Here is a 24,282-nt window from a genome sequence, read left to right as displayed (position 1 = left end):
CTCGTACGGCCATGAACGCCGCCCCGCGCCCCGGTTCCCGGGGTTCCCCCTCGCACCCCCGCCGAGCCGTGCACGCCGACTCCGGTGCCCGGCTGGGAGCCGCCCACCCACGGCAGGAAGGACCGACGGATCTCCGGCTGGTGCCACCGGCGCTCGCGGCCTGGGCGACGGCCGCGCTGACGCTGGACGCACCGCCCGCGCGGGTCATCGGCATCGTGGTCGTCTGCCTGTCCGCGGCCGGCGTCCTGCTGGCGGCACGTCGGCGGGCCGGATCCGGCCGACGCGCGTACGGGCCGGGCACCTGGCCGCGGGTGACGATCGCGGCCGCGCTGCTCTGCGTCGCCGCGGCCGCCGCCTCGGCAGGGCTGCACGGAGCGGATCTGCGCCGGGGGCCGGTGCCCGGACTTGCCCGGCAGTACGCCACTGTCACCGCCGAGGTCGAGGTCACCTCGGACCCTCGGCTCACCAGGCCGCGGGCCGCGGGCGACCGGGCGGCTCCGGTCTCCGCACTGATCGAGGCCGACGTGCGAGGTATTGAGGAGGCGGGAGGGCCGTCGGCGTCGGCCCGGACACCGGTGCTGCTCATCGTCGAGGTGGGCGCGCGGGACCCGGGACCGGATGAGCGCGCGCGGCTCACCGAGGAGGGCCCGGCGGGCTCACCCTGGCTGGGACTGCTGCCGTCGACACGACTGCGGGTGACCGGGCGGCTGGCTCCGCCGACGACGGGCGGCGACCGGGTCGCGGCCGTGCTGCGGGTGCGGGAGCGGGCGGCGCCGGAGGTGGTGGACGGACCGTCGGCGGCCCAGCGGTTCGCGGGGCGGTTGAGAGCGGGGCTGCGGGAGGCCACCGACGGGTTGCCGGCCGACGCGCGGGCGCTGCTGCCGGGCCTGGTCGTCGGGGACACCTCACGGATCACCCCTGAACTGGACGAGGCTTTCGAGGCCACCGACCTGACGCACACGCTGGCGGTCTCCGGAAGCAACCTGACGATCCTCCTGGCCCTGCTCCTCGGGCCGCCCGGTCTGGCCCAGCACGTCGAGCGGCGCGGCCTGGCACCCCGCCTCGGCGTCCCGCTGCGCACGACGGCGCTGCTCGGCGGTGCGCTCGCCCTCGCGTTCGTGGTCGTGTGCCGACCCGATCCGAGTGTGCTGCGGGCGGCGGCCTGCGGCACGGTCGCGCTGCTCGCCCTGGCGACGGGCCGCCGCAGATCGCTGCTCCCGGCGCTGGCGACGGCGGTGCTGCTGCTGGTGCTGTACGACCCGTGGCTGGCGCGCAGCTACGGCTTCCTGCTCTCCGTGCTGGCCACGGGCGCGCTGCTCACACTGGCGCCGCGCTGGAGCGCCGGGTTGCGGCGGCGCCGGGTGCCGCCGCGTCTGGCGGAGGCGTCGGCCGCCGCGGCCGCGGCCCAGGTGGTGTGCGCGCCGGTCGTCGCCGTGCTGTCGGCGCGGGTGAGCCTGGTGGCGGTGCCGTGCAATCTGCTCGCGGAGTTCGCGGTCGCGCCGGCCACCGTGCTGGGCTTCGCGGCGCTGGCGGCGGCACCGGTGGTGATGCCGGTGGCCAAGGCGCTGGCCTGGTGCGCGAGTTGGCCCGCCGGGTGGATCGCGGACGTGGCCCGGTTCGGGGCGGCGCTGCCCGGCGGGGGAGTGGACTGGCCCGGCGACTGGACGGGCGCGCTGTTGCTCGCCCTCGTCACGGCGGTGGTCGTGGGCGCGGGACGGCCACTGTCGCGCAGGCCCCGGCTGGCCGCTGCCTGCGGGGTGGCGCTGCTGCTCGTGGTGGTGCAGCCACCGCCACTGACCAGGGTGATCACGGGGTGGCCGCCGCCGGGCTGGCGGTTCGCCATGTGCGATGTGGGACAGGGCGACGCGACGGTGCTGGCGGCGGGCAAGGGCACCGGCGTGGTGGTGGACGCGGGGCCCGACGCGGTGCTGGTCGACCGGTGTCTGCGCACGCTCGGCGTCACCAGGGTCCCGCTGGTGGTGCTCACCCACTTCCACGCCGACCATGTCGCCGGACTGCCGGGCGTGCTGCGCGGACGTGAGGTGGGCGCGATCGAGACGACCGGCTTCGCGGAGCCCGTGGAACAGGCCGAGTTCGTGCGGAGGGAGGCCTCGGCGCACGGTGTGCCGCTCACCGTGGCCGCCGCCGGGGAGCGGCGGCGCATCGGTGACCTCGCGTGGGAGGTGCTGTGGCCGCGGTCGTGGCCCGCACCGGACCCGGACGGCCCCAACGACGCCAGTGTCACGCTGCTGGTGCGGTCGGGCGGCCTGCGGCTGCTGTTGCTCGGAGACCTCGAACCCCCGGCCCAGCAGGCGCTGCTGCGATCGACGGCGGGCGGGTCGCTGGGCGGGGTGGACGTGCTCAAGGTGGCCCATCACGGCTCGGCCTATCAGGACCCGGATCTGATACGGGCGGTGTCGCCCCGGGTGGCGCTGATCTCGACGGGCGCGGACAACACGTACGGGCACCCGGCCCCCAGCACGGTCGCGGCACTGCGGGCCGGGGGAGCGGTGGTGCTGCGGACGGACGTGGACGGGGCGTTGGCGGTGACCGGTGTGGGAGCGGAGTTGCGGGTGAGGGGAGACTGAGGCCATGCATTCTACCCAGGTTCTCGCTTATCTCCACCGCCTCGGGGTCGAGCGACCCGAGCACCCCACCGCCGATGTCCTGCGGCGACTGCACCTGCGCCACCTGCGGACCGTGCCCTTCGAGAACCTGTCGATCCATCTCGGCGAGGAGATCGTGCTGGAGGAGGAGCGACTGGTGGACAAGCTGGTCGGCGCCGGACGGGGAGGGTTCTGCTACGAGGTCAACGGGGCGTTCGGGGCGCTGCTGGCCGCGCTGGGGTTCGAGGTCACGCTGCTGGCGGCGCGGTCGTACGGGGAGGAAGGGCGGCTGGGGATCCCGTACGACCATCTCGCGCTGCGGGTGGGGACGCGGGACGAGGGCGAGTGGCTGGCCGACGTGGGCTTCGGGACGCACAGCCACCTTCCGTTGCGGTTCGGGGAGCGGGGCGCGCAGGAGGATCCCGGTGGGGTGTTCCGTATCGCCGAGGCGGGGCCGGACGCGGCCGGAGCGCGGGGCGGGGCGGCAGGGGAGGCCGCGGCCCGCGACCTGGACGTGATCCGGGACGGCAAGCTCCGGTACCGCCTGGAGACGCGCCCCCGGGTGCTCGCCGACTTCACGGCCGGGGCCTGGTGGCACAGCACCTCGCCCGCGTCGCACTTCACCCGGTCACTCGTCTGTTCGCGGCTCACGGAGGACGGAGGGAGGATCACGCTCGGCGGGCGGCGGCTCACGGAGACGTCCGCCGACGCGCGGCGCACCGAACGCGACCTGGGCGGCGACGAGGAGGTGCTCGCGGTGTACCGGGAGCGGTTCGGGATCGAACTCCGCGCGGTGCCCGTTGTCGCCGGTCGTGTGTGACGGCGACGCGCCCGGTGCGGTGCGACAGCCGGCTCCGTGGCGGCGCGGACCGTGCGGGCGGGGCTCGCGGTCGTGTGGGCGGACAGGGATGCGCGGCCGGGTGAGGCGAGCGGGGTGCGCGCGGAGTCGGGAGAGGGAGGCTCGGCCGGCTCGTGGGGACGGGGCGGGCAGGGCAGGGGATCGGCGGGTGTCGCCGTGCCGGAGAATGGCTCCGTGAGTGATGTGAGACATGTGCTGGTGCTGCCCGACCGCGATGCCGCGGAGGAGGCGGCGGAGGCGCTCGGGGAGCGGTTCGCGCTCGACGAGGAGCCGCAGTTGGTGCGGGACGCGCTGGCCGGTGAGGACGACGCCGAGGACGCGCAGTGGCTTCTCGTCCTGCGGGACGAGGCCGGCCGGCTGGATCCGAGGGAGCTGGACGCGTTCGTGGGGGAATGGGACGGCTGGCGCGAGGAGCCGTAGCCCCGGGGGTCGGTCTGACGGCCCCCGGCCACGGCCGGCTCGGGCGCGCGGGCACCGGCGCTGTGCGATGGCCGTCCGGCCGTCCCGCCGTCCGCGCCGTCCCGCCGTCCGCGCCGTCCCGCCGTTCGTTGTCAGTGGGGCGTGCCATGCTTGGCGCGATGGCCAGGAAGACTGCGAATGACGATCCTCTCGCCCCCGTGACGCTTGCCGTGGGCCAGGAGGACCTCCTGCTCGACCGTGCCGTGCGGGAGGTGGTGGCCGCCGCGCGGGCCGCCGACGCCGACACGGACGTACGGGATTTGACCTCGGACCAGTTGCAGCCCGGCACGCTCGCCGAGCTGACGAGTCCGTCGCTCTTCGCGGAGCGCAAGGTCGTGGTCGTACGCAATGCGCAGGATCTGTCCGCCGACACGGTCAAGGACGTGAAGGCGTATCTCGGGGCGCCCGCCGAGGAGATCACGCTCGTTCTGCTGCACGCGGGCGGCGCCAAGGGCAAGGGGCTGCTGGACGCCGCGCGCAAGGTGGGGGCGCGGGAGGTGGCGTGCCCCAAGATGACGAAGCCGGCGGACCGGCTGGCGTTCGTGCGGGGCGAGTTCCGGGTGCTGGGCCGGTCGGCCACGCCCGAGGCGTGCCAGACCCTCGTCGAGGCCATCGGGAGCGATCTGCGGGAGTTGGCGGCGGCGGCGGCCCAGCTGGTCGCCGACATCGAGGGCACGATCGACGAGGCCGTCGTCGGGCGGTACTACACCGGGCGGGCCGAGGCGTCGAGCTTCACGGTGGCCGACCGGGCCGTCGAGGGGCGGGCGGCGGAGGCGCTGGAGGCGCTGCGGTGGTCGCTGGCGACCGGGGTGGCGCCGGTGTTGATCACGAGCGCGCTGGCCCAGGGGGTGCGGGCGATCGGGAAACTGTCCTCGGCCCGCGGTGGGCGGCCGGCCGATCTGGCGCGGGAGCTGGGGATGCCGCCGTGGAAGATCGACCGGGTGCGGCAGCAGATGCGGGGGTGGACTCCGGACGGGGTCGCCGTGGCCCTGCGGGCGGTGGCCGAGGCCGACGCCGGGGTCAAGGGCGGCGGTGACGATCCGGAGTACGCCCTGGAGAAGGCGGTCGTGACGATCGCCCGCGCGGCACGTTCCAGGGGACGGGCGTAGGTCCACGCGAGGTCGGGGTCCCTCGCCCGCGCGGCTGAGTCCGGGGGGACGCCGAAGGCCCCGGCGCTCGTCCTGGGGAAGGACGGGCTCCGGGGCCTTCGGTTCAAACCGGGAGATCCGCGCCCGCGTGGCGAACGCAGGCCGCGCGCGGATCGATGGGTGCCGGACGGGAGCGGATGAGAGAGGGCCCGCTCTGGGTCCTTCCGGCGGTCAGATCAAAGAAGAGGTTCAGCCCTTGAGGGACGCGACCTTGGTGGCCAGCGCCGACTTCTTGTTGGCGGCCTGGTTCTTGTGGATGACACCCTTGGCGACGGCCTTGTCGAGCTGACGCGCGGCAGCGCGCTGGTACTCGGTGGCCTTCTCGGTGTCACCCGCGGCAGCGGCCTCGCGGGCCTTGCGGATCGCGGTCTTCAGGGAGGACTTGACGGCCTTGTTGCGCAGCCGGGCCTTCTCGTTGGTCTTGATCCGCTTGATCTGGGACTTGATGTTCGCCACGAATGAGCCTTTGCAGGTTCTGGCACGGGGCCGCTCGGGTCCCGTGCCGATGATTTTCTTGGGGTGTGTCTCGTGCTGAGAGGGCAAGAGACACAGCTATTCACACTACCAGGGGCTCTCCGAGTGGCCCAAACCGGTCCCAGGTCGCCGCGCGTGGGACCATGGAGGCTACGTAACGATCCGACCCGAGACCGCAGACACTGCGGACGCCTCAAGAATCAGGACCCTGCGTGCCCGCGATCCCTAGCCATGTGCCCGAGCCGAGCCGTACCGACCCGGCGCTGATCCGCAACTTCTGCATCATCGCGCACATCGACCATGGCAAGTCCACGCTCGCCGACCGGATGCTCCAGCTGACGGGTGTGGTCGACCAGCGGCAGATGCGCGCTCAGTACCTCGACCGCATGGACATCGAGCGCGAGCGCGGCATCACGATCAAGTCCCAGGCGGTGCGTCTGCCCTGGGCCCCGACCACGGGTCCCGACCAGGGTGCGACGCACATCCTCAACATGATCGACACCCCCGGGCACGTCGACTTCACCTACGAGGTCTCACGGTCGCTGGCCGCCTGTGAGGGAACCGTCCTCCTCGTCGACGCCGCCCAGGGCATCGAGGCGCAGACCCTCGCCAACCTGTACCTGGCGATGGAGAACGATCTCGCGATCGTGCCCGTGCTGAACAAGATCGACCTGCCGGCCGCGCAGCCCGAGAAGTTCGCCGAGGAGCTCGCCAACCTGGTCGGGTGCGATCCCGACGACGTGCTGCGGGTGTCCGCCAAGACCGGCCTCGGTGTGGACGCGCTGCTGGACAAGGTCGTCGCGACCGTTCCGGCGCCGGTCGGGGTCGCCGACGCGCCCGCCCGCGCGATGATCTTCGACTCGGTGTACGACTCCTACCGGGGCGTCGTGACGTATGTGCGTGTCATCGACGGCCAGCTCACCAAGCGTGAGCGGATCCGGATGATGTCCACCAACGCCACGCACGAACTGCTGGAGATCGGCACCAACTCGCCGGAGATGCTGCCGGCCGACGGTCTCGGCGTCGGCGAGGTGGGCTACCTCATCACCGGTGTGAAGGACGTCCGCCAGTCCAAGGTCGGTGACACCATCACCACCCTGCACAAGGGGGCGACCGAGGCGCTCGGCGGGTACAAGGACCCCAAGCCGATGGTGTTCTCGGGGCTCTATCCGCTCGACGGCTCCGACTACCCCGAGCTGCGTGACGCGCTGGACAAGCTCCAGCTCAACGACGCCGCGCTGGTGTACGAGCCGGAGACCTCCGCGGCCCTCGGTTTCGGGTTCCGCGTCGGCTTCCTGGGCCTGCTGCACCTCGATGTGATCCGGGAGCGGCTGGAGCGCGAGTTCGGGCTCGACCTCATCGCCACCGCGCCGAACGTGGTTTACCGCGTCCTCATGGAGGACGGCAGCGAGCACACGGTCACCAACCCGAGCGAGTTCCCCGAGGGGAAGATCAACGACGTGTACGAGCCGGTCGTGCGCGCCACGATCCTCGCGCCGTCCGAGTTCATCGGCTCGATCATGGAGCTGTGCCAGACCCGGCGCGGCACTCTCCTGGGCATGGACTACCTGTCCGAGGACCGGGTCGAGATCCGCTACACGCTCCCGCTGGCCGAGATCGTCTTCGACTTCTTCGACCAGCTGAAGTCCAAGACCCGCGGTTACGCCTCGCTCGACTACGAGCCCACCGGCGAGCAGACCTCCAGCCTGGTCAAGGTCGACATCCTGCTGCACGGCGACAAGGTGGACGCCTTCTCGGCGATCACGCACAAGGACGCGGCGTACGCGTACGGCGTGCGGCTCGTCGCCAAGCTGCGAGAGCTCATCCCGCGGCAGGCCTTCGAGGTGCCCATCCAGGCCGCGGTCGGCTCCCGGGTCATCGCGCGCGAGACCATCCGCGCCATCCGCAAGGACGTCCTCGCCAAGTGCTACGGCGGTGACATCTCCCGTAAGCGGAAGCTGCTGGAGAAGCAGAAGGAGGGCAAGAAGCGGATGAAGATGGTGGGTTCCGTGGAAGTTCCGCAGGAGGCCTTCATCGCCGTGCTCTCCAGCGATGACAGCGCGGGAGCGGGCAAGGGCAAGAAGTAACCACGGGTTACCCGCGGGTACATCGCCGAAACGGACGCAATCGGGGCCCGTCGTACGAAAGTGCGGCGGGCCCCCGTGCATGCGGGCGGTCGCTCTCTGTACGAAGTGACAGGCCGCGGCCTCTTACGCAGCCGCCGGTCGCGGCTTAGTCTGATCTCTGCTCGCTAGTTACTCGCGAGTTAAACAACAGTCACAACCACACCCCGTGAGCAGACCCAGCCGCACTGAGCCAGCCGCACCGTCGCGGGCCCCGGAGGATGTCGTGAGCGACACACAGACACTGATCGAGAACCGTCCGCCGTCCGTCGCGGGCCTCTTCCTGGACCGCGTGGCGGCCACCCCGGACGCCGAGGCCTACCGCTATCCGGTGGTCGCGGCCCCGGGGCAGGGCCCGGACGACTGGAAGTCGCTCACCTGGGCGCAGGCCGCCGAGCGGGTCTACGCGATCGCCGCGGGCCTGATCGAGCTGGGTGTGGGGCCCGAGCAGCGGGTGGCCCTGGCCTCCTCGACCCGCGTCGAGTGGATCCTCGCCGACCTGGGCATCCTGTGCGCCGGTGCCGCCACCACCACGGTCTACCCGCAGACCAACGCCGACGAATCGGCGTTCATCCTCTCCGACTCCGCGAGCCGGGTGCTGATCGCCGAGGACGCGGCGCAGCTCGCCAAGGTGCGGGAGAAGCGCGCCGAGCTGCCCGAGCTGACCCATGTCGTGGTGATCGACCCGGCCGGCGTCGAGACCGGCGACTGGGTGCTCTCGCTGGCCGAGCTGGAGCAGCGCGGTGCCGCGTACCTGGAGAAGCACCCCGAGCTGATCAAGGAGCGGGTCGCGGCGATCACCAAGGACCAGCTCGCCACCCTCATCTACACCTCCGGCACCACCGGCCGCCCGAAGGGCGTGCGTCTGCCGCACGACAACTGGTCGTACATGGCGAAGGCGATCGCCTCGACCGGCCTGGTCGGCGCCGACGACGTCCAGTACCTGTGGCTGCCGCTCGCGCACGTCTTCGGCAAGGTGCTCATCTCCGGCCAGATCGAGGTCGGGCACGTCACCGCCGTCGACGGCCGCGTCGACAAGATCATCGAGAACCTTCCGGTGGTCCAGCCGACGTACATGGCGGCCGTGCCGCGCATCTTCGAGAAGGTCTACAACGGGGTCGCGGCCAAGGCGCGGGCCGGTGGCGGCGCCAAGTACAAGATCTTCCAGTGGGCCGCCGAGGTGGCCCGCGAGTACGCCAAGGTCACCCAGGACAACTTCCGGCGCACCGGCAACCGCACGGCGCCGTTCGGGCTGTCCGCCAAGCACAAGGTCGCCGACGCGCTCGTCTACGCCAAGATCCGCGAGGCCTTCGGCGGCAAGCTGCGTGCCTGTGTCTCGGGCAGTGCCGCCCTCGCGCCCGAGATCGGCTACTTCTTCGCCGGCGCCGGCATCCACGTCCTCGAGGGCTACGGGCTCACCGAGTCCTCCGCGGCCTCCTTCGTCAACCCCGGCGAGGCCTACCGCACCGGCACGGTCGGCAAGCCGCTGCCCGGCACGGAGGTGCGCATCGCGGAGGACGGCGAGATCCTGCTGCGCGGCCCCGGCATCATGGAGGGCTACCACGGGCTGCCCGACAAGACCGCCGAGGTGCTGGAGTCGGACGGCTGGTTCCACACCGGCGACATCGGCGAGCTGTCGGCCGACGGCTATCTGCGGATCACCGACCGCAAGAAGGACCTCATCAAGACGTCCGGCGGCAAGTACATCGCGCCCGCCGAGGTCGAGGGCCAGTTCAAGGCGGTGTGCCCGTACGTCTCCAACATCCTCGTGCACGGCGCCGACCGTAACTTCTGCACGGCGCTCATCGCGCTCGACGAGCCGTCGATCCTGGAGTGGGCGAAGGAGAACGGGCTCGCGGGCAAGTCGTACGCCGAGGTCGTCGCCGCGCCCGCGACGGTCGCCCTCGTCGAGGGGTACGTCACGGAGCTCAACGAGGGGCTCCAGCGCTGGCAGACCATCAAGAAGTTCCGGCTGCTGCCGCGGGACCTCGATGTGGAGCACGGCGAGATCACGCCCAGCCTGAAGCTGAAGCGGCCGGTGGTGGAGCGGGAGTACAAGCATCTGATCGACGAGATGTACTCCGGGTCGCGCGAGGCGTAGGGATTCGCGAGGCGTAGGGATTCGCGAGGCGTAGGGATTCGCGAGGAGCGAGGGAGGCGGGGAACTGTTCGTGGCCACGGGTTCGCCGTGGCCGGCCGCACGGTTCACCGCGCCCCGCCCCACGCTCCCACCTCAGGAGTCGTGCTCCCAGGTCAGGACACGCGCTCCCGCGTCAGGACACGCGGCCTCTGCCGATCAGGTGACGTAGCTCCCTGACCCGGGTGCGCAGGGTCTCCAGGTCCGGGGGATCGTCCCCGGACAGCTGGTCCTCCAGCGCGGCCAGTTCTCTGCTCAGCCGGCCGAAGCCGGCCTGTTCTCCGGCCAGCAGCCGCTCCAGCTGGCGGTTCTTGCGGTGCAGGTCCAGGAAGACCGAGACCTTGGCGCGCAGCACCCACGGGTCGAACGGTTTCGTCAGATAGTCGGCGGCGCCGGTCGCGTAGCCGCGGAAGGCGTAGCCGGAGTCGTCGTCCGCGCCGGTCAGGAAGATGATCGGGACGTCCTTGGTCTGGTCGAGCCGTTTGATGTTGGCGGCGGTCTCGAAGCCGTCCATGCCCGGCATGCGGACGTCGAGCAGGACGAGCGCGAACCGCTGCCGCAGCAGCGCCTTCATCGCCTCCTCGCCCGAGCGGGCCCGGACGAGCGGCTGGTTGAGAGACCCCAGGATGGCTTCCAGCGCGATCAGGTTGTCCTCCATGTCGTCGACGAGGAGGATGCCCGCGCGTTCGTCGGTCGTTGCCCCAGCACTCATGATCACGGTGCCTCACTCGATGCGTGCCCCTCCGACTCCTCGGGCGCATCGGGCTCCGCGGGGCCGGTGTTCCCGGGGTCGAGGAGGGCGCAGACGACCGTCAGCAGCCGGTCCACGTCCACCGGTTTGGGGACGTAGTCGTTGGCGCCCCGCGCGATGGACTTCTCGCGGTCGCCGGGCATCGCCTTGGCCGTCAGGGCGACGATGGGCAGCCCGGTCCAGCGCGGGGTGCGGCGGATCGCGGCGATGGTCTCGTAGCCGTCCATCTCCGGCATCATGATGTCCATCAGGACGAGTTCGACGTCCGGGTTGCGCTCCAGGGTCTCGATGCCCTCGCGGCCGTTCTCCGCGTAGAGGACCGGCATGCCGACCCGGCCCAGGACGTGGGTGAGCGCGAAGACGTTGCGGATGTCGTCGTCCACGATCAGCACCCGCCTGCCGTGCAGCACCTGACTCGCGCGGCCGGACTGCCAGGCCTCCAGCTTGGTCGGCAACGGCCAGGAGTCGTCGCTCTCGTGCGGGGCCGCGTACGGCTCGGCGGCCGACTGCTCGGGGACGGCGACCGGGACGCGCTCGTCCAGCGCGTGCTCGTCGAGGGCGCGACCGTCCAGCGCGCGCTCGTCCAAGGCACGTTCGTCCAGAGCGCGTTCGTTCAGGACTCGGTCCCGCGTGGCTCGGTCTCGTGTGGCTCGGTCCTGCGGGGCGTGGCCGTTCGCCGAGCGACCGGGGCTGGCCACGGGGACGTACAGGGTGAAGGTCGAACCCTTGCCCGGGTCGCTCTCCGCGACGATCCGGCCGCCGAGCAGGCCCGCGATCTCCCGGCTGATCGACAGGCCGAGGCCCGTGCCGCCGTACTTGCGGTTGGTCGTGCCGTCGGCCTGCTGGAACGCCTCGAAGATCACCGGGAGTTTCTCGGGGGCGATACCGATACCGGTGTCCGACACCGCGAACGCGATCACCTCGTCGCTGACCTGGACGAAGCGGTGCTCGGGGTCCGCCACCCGGCTCACCCGCAGTTCCACCCGGCCGGACGCGGTGAACTTGATCGCGTTGGAGAGCAGGTTGCGCAGGATCTGCTGGAGGCGCTGCTCGTCCGAGTACATCTCGCGCGGCACGGCCTCCCCCACCGACAGCTCGAAGGCGAGGCCCCGGTCGAGGGTGAGCGGGCGGAAGGTGGCGTGGACGTAGTCCAGCAGCTTGATGAGGGGGAGCTTCTTGGGCCGTACGTCCATCCGGCCGGCCTCGATCTTCGACAGGTCCAGGATGTCGTTGATCAGCTGGAGCAGGTCCGAGCCCGAGCGGTGGATCGTCGACGCGAACTGGACCTCCTGGTCGGAGAGATGGCCGTCCGGGTTGTCGGACAGCAAGCGAGCCAGGATCAGCAGGGAGTTCAGCGGGGTGCGCAGCTCGTGCGACATGTTGGCCAGGAACTCCGACTTGTACTGCGAGGACGTCGCCAGGAGCGCGGCCTTCTCCTCCAGTTCCGCGTTTGAGCGCTGCAACTCGGCCTGCTGCTTCTGGAGTTCGTCCGAGCGGTCCTGGAGCTGCGTCGCCAGTCGCTGGGACTCGCCGAGCAGTGACTCCGTGCGGGAGTTGGCGATGATCGTGTTGATGGCCACGCCGATGGTGTTCACGAACTGGTCGAAGAAGGCCAGGTGCACGTCCGAGAAGCGGGAGAAGGACGCCAGCTCGATCACACCGAGGAGCTTGTCCTCGAACAGGATCGGGATGATGACGATCGTGGTGGGGGCCGCCTCCCCCAGACCGCTGTTGATCTTGATGTAGTGCGGCGGGGCCTCCTCGACGAGGATCCGTTTCTTCTCCCGGGCCGCCTGACGGACCAGGCCGTGCACCGGGAGGCCGCCCGTCTCGACGGTCGCGCCCTGCGCCGAGCCGTAGCCCGCGATGAACGCGAGACCCTTGGCCGGAACGGCGGTGCGCACGCCCGCGCCGTCCTCGGGATCGGCCAGGTAGAAGGCGCCGTACTGGGCGTTGACCAGCGGGGTCAGCTCGCGCAGGATCAGGTCGGCGACCTCCATCAGGTCGCGGTGGCCCTGCATCAGGGCGGCCAGCCGGGCGAGGTTCGACTCCAGCCAGTCCTTCGCGCGGGTCGTCTCGCGCAGGTTGGCCACCATCAGGTTGATGTTGTCCTTCAGCTCGGCGACCTCGCCCTGCGTCTCCACCGTGATCGAGCGGGACATGTCGCCCTGCGCCACCGCCGAGGCCACCTCGGCGATCGCCCGGACCTGGGTGGTCAGGTTCAGGGCGAGTTCGTTCACGTTCGTCGTCAGCCGCTTCCAGGTGCCGTACACGCCCTCCACCCGTGCCTGGCCGCCCAGTTGTCCCTCGGAGCCGACCTCACGGGCCACCCGGGTCACCTCGGAGGAGAACGAGGAGAGCGTGTCCACCATGGTGTTGATGGTGGTCTTCAGCTCCAGGATCTCGCCGCGCGCGTCCACGTCGATCTTCTTCGACAGGTCGCCCTGCGCCACCGCCGTCGCCACCTGGGCGATGTTGCGGACCTGTGAGGTCAGGTTGTCGGCCATGTAGTTGACGTTGTCGGTCAGGTCCCGCCACACGCCCGACACGCCCAGCACCTGGGCGCGTCCGCCCAGCCGCCCGTCGGTGCCGACCTCGCGGGCCACCCGGGTGACCTCGTCGGCGAAGGCGCGCAGCTGCTCCACCATCGTGTTGACGGTGTCCTTGAGTTCGAGGATCTCGCCGCGCGCGTCGACGGTGATCTTCTTTGACAGGTCGCCGTTGGCCACGGCCGTGGTCACCTGGGCGATGTTGCGCACCTGCGAGGTCAGGTTCAGCGCCATGAAGTTGACGTTGTCGGTGAGGTCCTTCCAGACCCCCGACACGCCCCGCACCTGCGCCTGGCCGCCGAGGTTGCCCTCGGTGCCGACCTCGCGGGCGACGCGGGTGACCTCGTCGGCGAAGGCGGAGAGCTGGTCGACCATGGTGTTGATGGTCGACTTCAGTTCGAGGATCTCGCCCTTCGCCTCGACGGTGATCTTCTTGCCCAGGTCGCCCTGGGCGACGGCGGTGGACACCAGGGCGATGTTGCGGACCTGCGAGGTCAGGTTGTCCGCCATGAAGTTGACGTTGTCGGTGAGGTCCTTCCAGACCCCGGAGACGCCCCGCACCTGGGCCCGCCCGCCGAGGTTGCCCTCGGTGCCGACCTCGCGGGCGACGCGGGTGACCTCGTCGGCGAAGGCGGAGAGCTGGTCGACCATGGTGTTGATGGTCGACTTCAGTTCGAGGATCTCGCCCTTCGCGTCGACGGTGATCTTCTGGCTCAGGTCGCCGTTGGCCACCGCCGTGGTCACCTGGGCGATGTTGCGGACCTGAGAAGTGAGGTTCGAGGCCATGAAGTTGACGTTGTCGGTGAGGTCCTTCCAGACGCCGGAGACGCCCCGCACCTGGGCCCGGCCGCCCAACTGGCCCTCGGTACCGACCTCGCGGGCCACCCGGGTGACCTCGTCGGCGAAGGCGGAGAGCTGGTCGACCATCGTGTTCACGGTCAGCTTCAGTTCGAGCAGCTCACCGGTCGCCTCGACGGTGACCGTGCGGGTCAGGTCGCCCCGGGCCACCGCCGTGGTCACCAAGGCGATGTCACGGACCTGGGCGGTCAGCCGGGACGCCATCGTGTTGACCGCCTCGGTCACGTCCCGCCAGCTTCCCGACAGGCCCTGCACCTTGGCCCGGCCGCCGAGCCGGCCCTCGGTGCCGACCTCGCGGGCCACCCGGGTCACCTCGCCGGTGAACAGCGACAGCTGGTCGACCATCTTGTTCACGGTCCGGCCCAGCCGGCGCAGATCACCGCGCAGCTGCCGGCTGCCGTCGTGCAGGTCGACCCGCTGGGTCAGATCGCCGCCCGCCACCGCGTCCAGCACCCGCGTGGCGTTCGCGGCCGGCGCCACCAGGGCGTCGAGCACCTGGTTCACGTCGTTCACCCGGGAGGTCCAGGCGCCCGGACCCGGGCTCGCCGACACCCGCTCGTCGAGCCGGCCGTGCCGGACGAGCTCCCTCTTGACGCGCTGCACCTCGGAGTTGAAGTGCGTGCTGCGATCCATGATCTGGTTGAAGGCCGCGATGAGTTCGGCGACCATCCCCTGGCCGGATTCCGGCACCTTGGTGAAGTCGCCGTCCCGTGCCGCGGTCATCGCGGCGAGCAGAGGGCGCAGTTCGGATGCTCGGATATGGTCGGGTTTCTGTCCGTCTTCGAGCACACGCGTAGCACTGTTCTCACTCATGGCGGCCCACTTCGGTAACTCGGTGCTTATGGGCGTGGCCAGTCTGTCACTCTGTCGGCATCGACCGAGGCGTATTCGTCCGAACCGTTCGGGGAGCTGTCCATGGGGGCCATTCCGACGCAACGGGAGACCCTTCCCCTTGCCTCCGAAGCTTCCGGCGCCTCCGACGTGTGCGCGCCGGAGCGCGCGCAGGTGCGCGCGACCCTGTCCGGAAGTTCCCTGGCGCCCGGCTCCGCCCGCGCCCTCGTGCGCGCCGCGCTCGGCGAGTGGGCCACCCGCGGCCTGCCCGGCACCGCCCACCTCACCGACCTCCTGGCCGACGACGTCACGCTCGTCGTCAGCGAACTCGTCACCAACGCCGTCGTCCACGCCGGCACCGACGTCGGGCTGGTGTGCCGTCTGGAGGAGCCGACGGGCGCCGTCGTCGTGGAGGTCTCCGACCAGCACCCCTCACGTCCTCCGCGCGACGGCGCCGCCGAACCGCCCTTCGAGACACCGGAGTACGGGCGCGGCCTGCGCCTGGTCGCCACCCTCGCCGAGGCCTGGGGCGTCACCTACAGCCGGGGCACCAAGACGGTGTGGGCACGGCTGCCCGCCGAGCCGGAGGCGGACCCGCGGGCGTACGACCCCGAGCGCGCTCCGGCGTTCGCGCTGGGCGTGGCCGAGAGCCTCGCCCCCGAGCCCCATCGGGCCGACCGGGACCGGGACTGGCTGGGCCGCGGCGCCCTGTCCTTCCTCGCCGAGGCTTCCGACCTGCTCGCGGGCCAGCTCGACGAGGACCTGGTGGCCGCGCTCACCGGCCAGCTGATCGTGCCGCGGCTGGCCGACTGGTGCGCGGTGTGGCTGGAGGACGAGGCCACCGGCCGGGGCGGCTGGAGCGACGCGGCGGGCGCCGGGCCACGGCTGGCCCGGGTCTGGCACGGCAGCGAGAACGTCATCGAGGAGCTGCGCACGGCCCTGGAGAAGGACCCGCCGCGACCGCCGGACGCGATACGTTCCGGGCCCGTGCCGTTTCCCTGGCCCGGGGTGGCGCCGGGCGGGAGCGTCGCCCGCGGGTCCCGGGGGGCGCACGGTACGGCGCTCGCCTACCGCCTGGTCGCCGGCGGGCGCCCGCTGGGCACCCTGGTCATCGGGCGGGCCGGACTGGCCCGCTTCCCCGACGAGGTCACCGGACTGGTGGAGGACCTCAGCCGCCGGGTGGCGCTGGCCATCGGGGCCGCCCGCCAGTACGCCCGCCAGGCCACCATCAGCGCCGTCCTCCAGCGCGGCCTGCTGCCCGGCGCCGTCGCCGAGATCCCCGGGGTGCGCAGCGCCCTCGTCTACGAGCCCTGCGACAAGGGCGGCCCCAGCGGCGACTTCTACGACCTCTTCCCGGCCGGTGACGGCCGCTGGTGCTTCGCCGTCGGCGACGTCCAGGGCAAGGGCCCCGAGGCGGCCGTCGTGATCGGCCTCGCCCGGCCCTGGCTGCGGCTGCTGGCCCGCGAGGGCTACCGCGTCGCCGACGTCCTGGACCGGCTCAACCAGCTCCTCCTGGACGACGCGACGGAGGCCGCCGACGCCGCCGCCCGCGCCCTCGTCGGCCCGGCCGGCCCGGGCGACGGCCCGCAGACCCGCTTCCTCTCCCTGCTCTACGGCGAGCTCGTCCCCTTCGACGGCGGTGTCCGCTGCACCCTCGCCTCCGCCGGACACCCGCTGCCGCTGCTCCTCGGCCCCGACGGCGGCGTCCGTACGGTCGCCCGGCCGCAGACCCTCCTCGGGGTCGTCGAGGACGAGACGTACACCAGTGACGCCTTCGAGCTGCTCCCCGGCGACAGCCTGCTCTGCGTCACGGACGGGGTGACCGAGCGGCGCTGCGGTCCGCGCCAGTTCGACGACGGCGACGGCCTCGCCACGGCGTTCGCCGGCTGCGCGGGTCTCGACGCGGAACTGATCGCTGAGCGCATCAGGCGCCTGGTCCACGAGTTCGGCGGCCGGCCACCGGAGGACGACCTGGCCCTGCTGGTGCTCCAGGCGGAATAGCCAGGGCGTCCCGGGGCCACGGCGTGGCCGGTGCGGGTGCGGGTGCGGGTGCGGGTGCGGGTCCGCGCTCCGCCCGGTTCGGTCCGCCTGGCCCGGGGACCATCCGAGCGTGCGGGACAATGGGGGACATGCCTTCCGCACTCCCCGACGGCGAGCCCGTCCCCGGCGACGGCGTGCTCCCCGCCTCCGCGCTCGCCGGAGCCGCCGGCCGCCCCCTCGGGTTCTACCTGCACGTCCCCTACTGCGCGACCCGCTGCGGCTACTGCGACTTCAACACCTACACCGCGACCGAGCTGCGCGGCACCGGCGGCGTCCTCGCCTCCCGCGAGAACTACGCCGACACCCTGATCGACGAGATCCGCCTGGCCCGCAAGGTCCTCGGTGACGACCCGCGCGAGGTGCGCACGGTCTTCGTCGGCGGCGGCACGCCCACCCTGCTGCCCGCGGACGATCTCGTCCGGATGCTGGACGCGATCCGCGCCGAGTTCGGGCTGGCGGCGGACGCGGAGATCACGACGGAGGCGAACCCGGAGTCGGTGGACCCGGCCTATCTCGCCACGCTCCGGCACGGCGGCTTCAACCGGATCTCCTTCGGCATGCAGAGCGCCAGGCAGCACGTCCTGAAGATCCTCGACCGCACCCACACCCCCGGCCGGCCGGAGGCCTGTGTCGCCGAGGCGCGCGCGGCGGGCTTCGCACACGTCAACCTGGACCTGATCTACGGCACACCCGGCGAGTCGGACGACGACTGGCGGGCCTCCCTGGACGCGGCGCTGGGGGCCGGCCCCGACCACGTCAGCGCGTACGCCCTGATCGTCGAGGAGGGCACCCAGCTCGCCCGCCGCATCCGGCGCGGCGAGGTCCCCATGACGGACGACGACGTCCACGCGGACCGGTACCTGATCGCGGACGAGGCGCTGTCGGCGGCGGGCTTCGACTGGTACGAGGTGTCGAACTGGGCGACCTCCGAGGCGGCCCGCTGCCTGCACAACGAGCTGTACTGGCGCGGAGCCGACTGGTGGGGCGCGGGACCCGGCGCGCACAGCCACGTCGGCGGGGTGCGCTGGTGGAACGTGAAGCACCCGGGGGCGTACGCGGCGGCGCTGGGGGGCGGCCGTTCACCGGGCGCCGGGCGGGAGATCCTCTCCGACGAGGACCGGCGGGTGGAGCGGATTTTGCTGGAGCTGCGGCTGCGGGAGGGCGTACCGCTGGACCTGCTCCACGAGGCCGGCCGCACGGCCGCGCGACGGGCCCTGTCGGACGGGCTGCTGTCGCCGGAGCCGTACGAGGCGGGCCGCGCGGTGCTCACCCTGCGCGGGCGACTGCTGGCCGACGCGGTGGTGCGGGACCTCGTGGACTGAGGCGGCGACGCGGGGATCCGGCGGACCGAGGCGGTCGTACGGGACCTCGTGGACCGAAGGGGCGTCCGCGGCCGGGCCGCCACACCCTCCGACCACGAGGCCTTGTGGCCGCCACACCCTCCGACCACGAGGCCCTGTGGCCGTCAGACCGTCACGAAGTCGATCAGTTCCTCGACCCGCCCCAGCAGCTCCGGCTCCAGATCCTTGTACGACCGCACGCGGGACAGGATCGCCTGCCACGCGGCCCCCGTGTTCTGCGGCCACCCCAGTTCCCGGCACACGCCGGTCTTCCAGTCCTGCCCGCGCGGGATCCGGGGCCAGGCCTCGATCCCCAGGGACGACGGCTTCACCGCCTCCCAGATGTCGATGTACGGGTGGCCCACCACCAGTGCGTGCGCGCTCGTCACCGACGCGGCGATCCGGGACTCCTTGGAGCCCGGCACCAGGTGGTCCACCAGCACGCCCAGCCGGGCGTCCGGTCCGGGGGAGAAGGCGGCCACGATCGAGGGCAGGTCGTCCACGCCCTCCAGGTACTCCACGACCACGCCCTCGATGCGCAGGTCGTCCCCCCACACCTTCTCGACCAGCTCGGCGTCGTGCCGGCCCTCGACGTAGATGCGCCCGGCGCGGGCCACCCGGGCCCGTGCGCCGGGCACGGCGACCGAGCCGGACGCCGTACGGGCGGGGCGCGGCGGGCCGCCCGCGGCGGGCCGGACCAGCGTCACCACCCTGCCCTCCAGGAGGAAGCCCCGCGGCTCCAGGGGGAACACCCGGTGCTTGCCGAAGCGGTCCTCCAGCGTCACCGTGCCCGCCTCGCAGCGGATCACCGCGCCGCAGAAGCCCGTACCGGGCTCCTCGACCACCAGACCGGGCTCGGCGGGGACCTCCGGCACCGGCTTGGGCTTCTTCCACGGCGGCGTCAGGTCGGCTGAGTACGAGCGCATTCGGATGACGATAGGAGAAGCCGTCGGCGAGGGCTCACGACACGCCGAAACGCTCCGCGAGCGCGTCCCGCTGCGCCCGCACGAAGGCCGCGTCCACCACCGCCCCGTGACCGGGCACGTACAGCGCGTCCTCGCCGCCCAGGGCCAGCAGCCGGTCCAGCGCCGCGGGCCAGCGCGCCGGAACCGCGTCGGGGCCGGCCTGCGGCGCGCCGGACTCCTCGACCAGGTCGCCACAGAACACCACCACCGGGTCGCCCGGCACCACGACCGCGAGGTCCCGGGCGGAGTGCCCCGGGCCCACGTCGGCCAGCAGGACGGACGGGCCACCGGCCGGTTCCAGGCGCAGACCGCCCCGGACGGCGTGATGCGGACGCGCGAGAGCGTCGGCCGCCTCCCGCGCGGCCGTGGCGTCGAGGCCGTTGCGCACCGCGTCCGCGCGCATCTCCTCACGCCCGTCCCCGAAAGCGTCACGTGCGACGGCGTCACGTCCGACTGCGTCACGTCCGACGGCGTCCGGTCCGTCGACGGCGTCCGGTCCCGCGAGGCCGTCCGGTCCCGCGTCCGCGCTCTCGCCCGCCGCCGCCCACACCGTTGCGTCCGCGAACGCCGCCGCCCCGAAGACGTGGTCGAAGTGGGGGTGGGTGAGTGCGAGAAAGCGCACACGGCACCCGGCGATCGCCTCCGCCTGCCCGCGCAGCCGGGCGCCCTCCGCCAGACTCGAACCGGCGTCGACCAGCAACGCGGAACCGGCCCCCACGACCAGCCCCACCGTGCAGTCCCACACCGGCAGACGGCACCGGCCGACCCCCTCGGCCAGCCGCTCCCACCCCAGCTCTTCCCAAGTCACCGTCATGCGGCGACGCTAGCGGTAGGAGCGGGCCCGCCACGACGTCGCAGGCCCAGCCTTGCCCGGGGCGTACCCCACGGCCGTACACTGGCTCGGGGAACGCTGGCACTCGCACGCGCAGAGTGCCAGGAACCGGGACGACACGGGAAGACGGCCGAGGCGACGACATGCTGGAGGTGTGCGCGAGATGCTGAGCGAACGCAGGCTCCAGGTGCTGCGCGCCATCGTCCAGGACTACGTCGGCACCGAGGAGCCGGTGGGCTCCAAGGCGCTCACCGAGCGGCACAACCTCGGTGTCTCGCCGGCCACCGTGCGCAACGACATGGCCGCCCTGGAGGACGAGGGGTACATCGCCCAGCCGCACACCAGTGCCGGGCGCATCCCCACCGACAAGGGCTACCGGCTGTTCGTCGACAAGCTCGCGGGCGTCAAACCGATGACGGCGCCCGAGCGGCGCGCGATCCAGAACTTCCTCGACGGGGCCGTCGACCTCGACGACGTAGTGGCCCGGACCGTGCGGCTGCTCGCGCAGCTGACGCGGCAGGTCGCCGTCGTGCAGTACCCGTCGCTGACCCGGTCCACGGTGCGGCACGTGGAGCTGCTGTCGCTGGCCCCGGCGCGCGTGATGCTGGTGCTGATCACCGACACCGGCCGGGTCGAGCAGCGGGTGGTCGACTGCCCGGCGCCGTTCGGCGAGACCTCCCTGGCGGATCTGCGGGCCCGGCTGAACAGCAGGGTCGCGGGGCGCCGGTTCGCGGACGTGCCGCGGCTGCTGGAGGACCTCCCGGACGCCTTCGAGGCGGAGGACCGCGGTACGGTCTCGACGGTGCTCTCCACCCTGCTGGAGACGCTCGTCGAGGAGAACGAGGAGCGGCTGATGATCGGCGGCACCGCCAATCTGACCCGCTTCGGACATGACTTCCCTCTCACGATCCGCCCGGTGCTGGAGGCGCTGGAGGAGCAGGTCGTGCTGCTGAAGTTGCTTGGCGAGGCGGGTGATTCGGGCATGACCGTACGCATCGGTCACGAGAACGCCTATGAGGGACTCAACTCCACTTCCGTGGTCTCGGTCGGCTACGGTTCGGGCAACGAGGCGGTCGCCAAGCTCGGTGTGGTGGGACCGACCCGCATGGATTACCCGGGAACGATGGGAGCGGTACGCGCAGTGGCACGGTACGTCGGACAGATCCTGGCGGAGTCGTAGGTGGCCACGGACTACTACGCCGTTCTCGGCGTGCGCCGCGACGCGTCGCAGGAAGAGATCAAGAAGGCCTTCCGGCGGCTCGCGCGCGAGCTGCATCCGGACGTCAACCCCGATCCGAAGACCCAGGAGCGGTTCAAGGAGATCAACGCCGCTTACGAGGTGCTGTCGGACCCGCAGAAGAAGCAGGTCTACGACCTCGGCGGCGACCCGCTCTCCCAGGCCGGCGGGGCCGGCGCGGGTGGCTTCGGCGCGGGTGGCTTCGGCAACTTCTCGGACATCATGGACGCCTTCTTCGGCACGGCGTCGCAGCGCGGGCCGCGCTCGCGCACGCGCCGCGGCCAGGACGCGATGATCCGGCTCGAGATCGAGCTGGACGAGGCGGCCTTCGGCACGACGAAGGACATCCAGGTCGACACGGCGATCGTCTGCTCCACCTGCAACGGTGAGGGCGCGGCGCCGGGGACGAGTGCCCAGACGTGTGACATGTGCCGCGGTCGCGGTGAGGTGTCGCAGGTCACGCGGTCCTTCCTGGGCCAGGTCATGACGTCCCGCCCCTGCCCCCAGTGCCAGGGCTTCGGGACCGTCGTCCCGACGCCCTGCCCGGAGTGCGCGGGCGACGGCCGGGTGCGCTCCCGTCGGACGCTGACGGTGAAGATCCCGGCCGGTGTCGACAACGGCACGCGGATCCAGCTTGCCGGTGAGGGCGAGGTCGGGCCCGGTGGCGGTCCGGCCGGAGACCTGTACGTCGAGATCCACGAGATGCCGCACGCGATGTTCCAGCGGCGCGGGGACGACCTGCACTGCACGGTGACGCTCCCGATGACGGCGGCGTCCCTCGGCACGAAGGTGCCGCTGGAGACGCTGGACGGCATGGAGGAGGTCGACATCCGGCCCGGCACCCAGTCCGGCCAGTCGATCCCGCTGCACGGCCGGGGCGTCACGCATCTGCGCGGCGGTGGCCGGGGCGACCTCATCGTCCACGTCGAGGTCCAGACCCCGAACAAGCTCGACCCCGAGCAGGAGCGCCTGCTGCGGGAGCTGGCCAAGCTGCGCGGGGAGGAACGCCCGCAGGGGCAGTTCCAGCCCGGGCAGCAGGGGCTGTTCTCCCGGCTGAAGGACGCGTTCAACGGCCGCTGACGGCCGGTCCGCGACCGGCGTCGGTCCACGACCGACGCCGGTTCGCCGCCGGTGTCCGCCCGCCTCCGGACGGGCCGAGACCGGCCCCGCGCCGCGGTGAAGGCCCGATTCGGACTTGTTCGAAGGACGTGACAACATGCCGTCATGTCCTCCGCACTGACCGATCTCTGCGCCCGTCCGATCGTGCAGGCCCCCATGGCGGGCGGTGTCTCCGTGCCGCGGCTCGCCGCCGCCGTCTGCGAGGCGGGCGGTCTCGGGTTCCTGGCCGCCGGGTACAAGACCACCGACGGCATGTACCAGGAGATCAAGGAGCTGCGGAGCCTCACGGCCCGCCCCTTCGGCGTGAACCTCTTCATGCCGCAGCCGGAGTACGCGGAGACCGGAGCCGTAGAGGTCTACGCCCACCAGCTGGCCGGCGAGGCCGCCTGGTACGACACGGAACTCGGCGACCCGGAGAGCGGCCGGGACGACGGATACGACGCCAAGCTCGCGGTGCTGCTGGACAACCCGGTGCCGGTCGTCTCCTTCCACTTCGGCGTCCCGAGCCGGGACGTGCTGGACTCGCTGCGCCGGGCCGGCACCTTCACCCTGGTCACCGCCACCACGGCCGAGGAGGCCCTCGCCGTGGAGCGCGCGGGCGCCGACGCGGTCATCGTGCAGGGCGTGGAGGCGGGCGGCCACCAGGGCACCCACCGTGACCTCCAGGAGATCGACGGCTCCGGCATAGGACTGCTCGCGCTGCTCGCGCAGATCCGCGAGACGGTGAGCCTGCCGCTGGTCGCCGCCGGCGGCATCATGCGCGGCGGCCAGATCGCCGCCGTGCTCGCGGCCGGCGCCGCCGCCGCGCAGCTCGGCACGGCGTTCCTCGCCACCCACGAGTCAGGCGCGGCCGCCGTGCACAAGCAGGCGCTCACCAACCCGCTGTTCGTCCGCACGGAGCTGACCCGCGCCTTCTCCGGACGGCCGGCCCGCGGCCTGGTCAACCGCTTCCTGCGCGAGCACGGGCCGTACGCGCCCGCCGCCTACCCGGAGGTCCACCACCTCACCTCGCCGCTGCGCAAGGCCGCCGCCAAGGCCGGTGACGCCCAGGGCATGGCGCTGTGGGCGGGCCAGGGCCACCGCATGGCCCGCGAACTGCCCGCCGGGCGGCTGGTCGAGGTGCTGGCCGCCGAACTGGACGCGGCGGTGACGGCTTCGTCGGCCCTGCCGGGGTCGACCGCGTTTCCCGGGGAGGGTGCCCGATGACCGCGCCGGTGTTCGTGGTCGGGCACTTCGACGCGGGCGGCGGCGGACGGTACGTCCTCGACGGCGCCGAGGGGCGGCACGCGGTCTCGGTGAAGCGGCTGCGGCCGGGGGAGGACGTGATCCTCACCGACGGCGCCGGGCGCTGGGCGGACTGCGTCGTGCTGGACACCGAGGGCAAGGACCGGCTGATCGTCCAGTTGGACACCGTGTCGGAGGAGCCGGCCCGGGAGCCCCGCATCACCGTCGTACAGGCGCTGCCCAAGGGCGACCGGGGCGAGGTCGCCGTCGAGACCATGACCGAGGTCGGGGTCGACGCGATCGTGCCGTGGGCCGCCTCGCGCTGCATCACGCAGTGGAGGGGCGAGCGCGGGCTGAAGGCGCTCGGCAAGTGGCGGGCCACCGCCCGCGAGGCCGGCAAGCAGTCCCGGCGGGTGCGGTTCCCCGAGGTCGCGGACGCCCTGTCGACCAAGCAGGTGGGCGCGCTGCTGGCCGGGGCCGCCTTCGCCGCCGTACTGCACGAGAGCGGTGACGCGCCGCTGGCCGCCGCCGAACTGCCCGCCGAGGGCGAGATCGTGCTCGTGGTCGGGCCCGAGGGCGGGGTCTCCCCCGAGGAGCTGGCACTGTTCGAGGAGGCGGGGGCGCGGCCGTACCGCCTCGGCCCCAGCGTGCTGCGCACCTCCACCGCGGGGACCGCGGCCGCGGCCCTGCTTCTCGGCCGCACCGGCCGCTGGTCATGACCGCCTGGAGG

General features: G+C 72.3%; 17 protein-coding genes. 12 read left to right on the top strand and 5 right to left on the bottom strand.

Annotated features, from left to right (window positions below; translation table 11 throughout):
• Positions 1-11: 11 nt before the first annotated feature.
• The 4 genes from ACWCQK_RS07930 (at position 12) to holA (ending at position 5,033) form a co-directional block, all read left to right on the top strand.
• Positions 12-2,588, top strand: coding sequence for a ComEC/Rec2 family competence protein (locus ACWCQK_RS07930; RefSeq protein WP_451153899.1), 2,577 nt, complete (start codon positions 12-14; stop codon positions 2,586-2,588).
• Positions 2,589-2,592: 4 nt separating this feature from the next.
• Complete coding sequence (locus ACWCQK_RS07925; protein ID WP_451153078.1) at positions 2,593-3,426, top strand: arylamine N-acetyltransferase family protein; 834 nt, start codon at positions 2,593-2,595, stop codon at positions 3,424-3,426.
• A gap of 213 nt (positions 3,427-3,639) precedes the next feature.
• A complete protein-coding gene (locus tag ACWCQK_RS07920; protein ID WP_451153076.1) occupies positions 3,640-3,885 on the top strand; it encodes a hypothetical protein in 246 nt (81 codons plus the stop codon).
• A gap of 158 nt (positions 3,886-4,043) precedes the next feature.
• Complete coding sequence (holA, locus tag ACWCQK_RS07915) at positions 4,044-5,033, top strand: DNA polymerase III subunit delta (RefSeq protein ID WP_451153074.1); 990 nt, start codon at positions 4,044-4,046, stop codon at positions 5,031-5,033.
• A gap of 228 nt (positions 5,034-5,261) precedes the next feature.
• Here holA and rpsT read toward each other — a convergent pair whose 3' ends face one another.
• Complete coding sequence (rpsT, locus tag ACWCQK_RS07910) at positions 5,262-5,528, bottom strand: 30S ribosomal protein S20 (RefSeq protein WP_385782112.1); 267 nt, start codon at positions 5,526-5,528, stop codon at positions 5,262-5,264.
• 230 nt (positions 5,529-5,758) lie between these two features.
• Here rpsT and lepA point away from each other — a divergent pair, with 230 nt between their 5' ends.
• Both lepA and ACWCQK_RS07900 read left to right on the top strand, forming a co-directional pair.
• Positions 5,759-7,633, top strand: coding sequence for a translation elongation factor 4 (gene lepA, locus ACWCQK_RS07905; RefSeq protein WP_451153072.1), 1,875 nt, complete (start codon positions 5,759-5,761; stop codon positions 7,631-7,633).
• Positions 7,634-7,895: 262 nt separating this feature from the next.
• The gene (locus ACWCQK_RS07900; protein WP_451153070.1) at positions 7,896-9,770 is read left to right on the top strand and encodes an AMP-dependent synthetase/ligase; all 1,875 of its coding nucleotides are present in this window, start codon (positions 7,896-7,898) and stop codon (positions 9,768-9,770) included.
• A gap of 172 nt (positions 9,771-9,942) precedes the next feature.
• Here ACWCQK_RS07900 and ACWCQK_RS07895 read toward each other — a convergent pair whose 3' ends face one another.
• Both ACWCQK_RS07895 and ACWCQK_RS07890 read right to left on the bottom strand, forming a co-directional pair.
• On the bottom strand, positions 9,943-10,518 hold the full coding sequence (locus ACWCQK_RS07895) for a response regulator (RefSeq protein WP_451153068.1): 576 nt from the start codon (positions 10,516-10,518) through the stop codon (positions 9,943-9,945).
• A gap of 2 nt (positions 10,519-10,520) precedes the next feature.
• A complete protein-coding gene (locus ACWCQK_RS07890; RefSeq protein ID WP_451153066.1) occupies positions 10,521-14,777 on the bottom strand; it encodes a HAMP domain-containing protein in 4,257 nt (1,418 codons plus the stop codon).
• A 102-nt stretch (positions 14,778-14,879) separates the two neighbouring features.
• On the opposite strand from ACWCQK_RS07890, the gene ACWCQK_RS07885 reads away from it, so the two are divergent.
• Entirely contained in the window at positions 14,880-16,796 is a 1,917-nt protein-coding gene (locus ACWCQK_RS07885) for a SpoIIE family protein phosphatase (protein ID WP_451153064.1), read from the top strand.
• Between the two features lie 128 nt (positions 16,797-16,924).
• Positions 16,925-18,157 (top strand): radical SAM family heme chaperone HemW, encoded by a 1,233-nt coding sequence (gene hemW, locus ACWCQK_RS07880; RefSeq protein ID WP_451153062.1) that lies wholly within the window; start codon positions 16,925-16,927, stop codon positions 18,155-18,157.
• A 143-nt stretch (positions 18,158-18,300) separates the two neighbouring features.
• Here the strand turns inward: hemW and ACWCQK_RS07875 are convergent, their stop codons facing one another.
• On the bottom strand, positions 18,301-19,101 hold the full coding sequence (locus ACWCQK_RS07875; RefSeq protein WP_451153060.1) for a DUF3097 domain-containing protein: 801 nt from the start codon (positions 19,099-19,101) through the stop codon (positions 18,301-18,303).
• A 34-nt stretch (positions 19,102-19,135) separates the two neighbouring features.
• Positions 19,136-19,954, bottom strand: a complete 819-nt coding sequence (locus ACWCQK_RS07870) for an MBL fold metallo-hydrolase (RefSeq protein ID WP_451153058.1) — start codon at positions 19,952-19,954, stop codon at positions 19,136-19,138.
• A 181-nt stretch (positions 19,955-20,135) separates the two neighbouring features.
• On the opposite strand from ACWCQK_RS07870, the gene hrcA reads away from it, so the two are divergent.
• The 4 genes from hrcA to ACWCQK_RS07850 all read left to right on the top strand — a co-directional run bounded on the left by hrcA (position 20,136) and on the right by ACWCQK_RS07850 (position 24,271).
• Positions 20,136-21,152, top strand: coding sequence for a heat-inducible transcriptional repressor HrcA (hrcA, locus tag ACWCQK_RS07865; RefSeq protein ID WP_451153897.1), 1,017 nt, complete (start codon positions 20,136-20,138; stop codon positions 21,150-21,152).
• A complete protein-coding gene (gene dnaJ, locus ACWCQK_RS07860) occupies positions 21,153-22,289 on the top strand; it encodes a molecular chaperone DnaJ (protein WP_385782135.1) in 1,137 nt (378 codons plus the stop codon). It begins immediately after the preceding gene.
• Positions 22,290-22,433: 144 nt separating this feature from the next.
• Positions 22,434-23,534: a nitronate monooxygenase gene (locus ACWCQK_RS07855; RefSeq protein WP_451153056.1), complete on the top strand. Its 1,101-nt coding sequence runs from the start codon at positions 22,434-22,436 to the stop codon at positions 23,532-23,534.
• Positions 23,531-24,271 carry a 16S rRNA (uracil(1498)-N(3))-methyltransferase gene (locus ACWCQK_RS07850; protein ID WP_451153054.1) on the top strand — a complete coding sequence of 247 codons (741 nt, stop codon included), beginning with the start codon at positions 23,531-23,533 and terminating at the stop codon, positions 24,269-24,271. The genes ACWCQK_RS07855 and ACWCQK_RS07850 overlap by 4 nt, the downstream gene beginning before the upstream one ends.
• The last annotated feature ends 11 nt before the right edge of the window (positions 24,272-24,282 follow it).

It is taken from the genome of Streptomyces sp. NPDC002306 (assembly GCF_053593435.1).
Note: the sequence above shows the minus strand (reverse complement) of the source record. Positions and strands in the feature narration are given on the sequence as shown.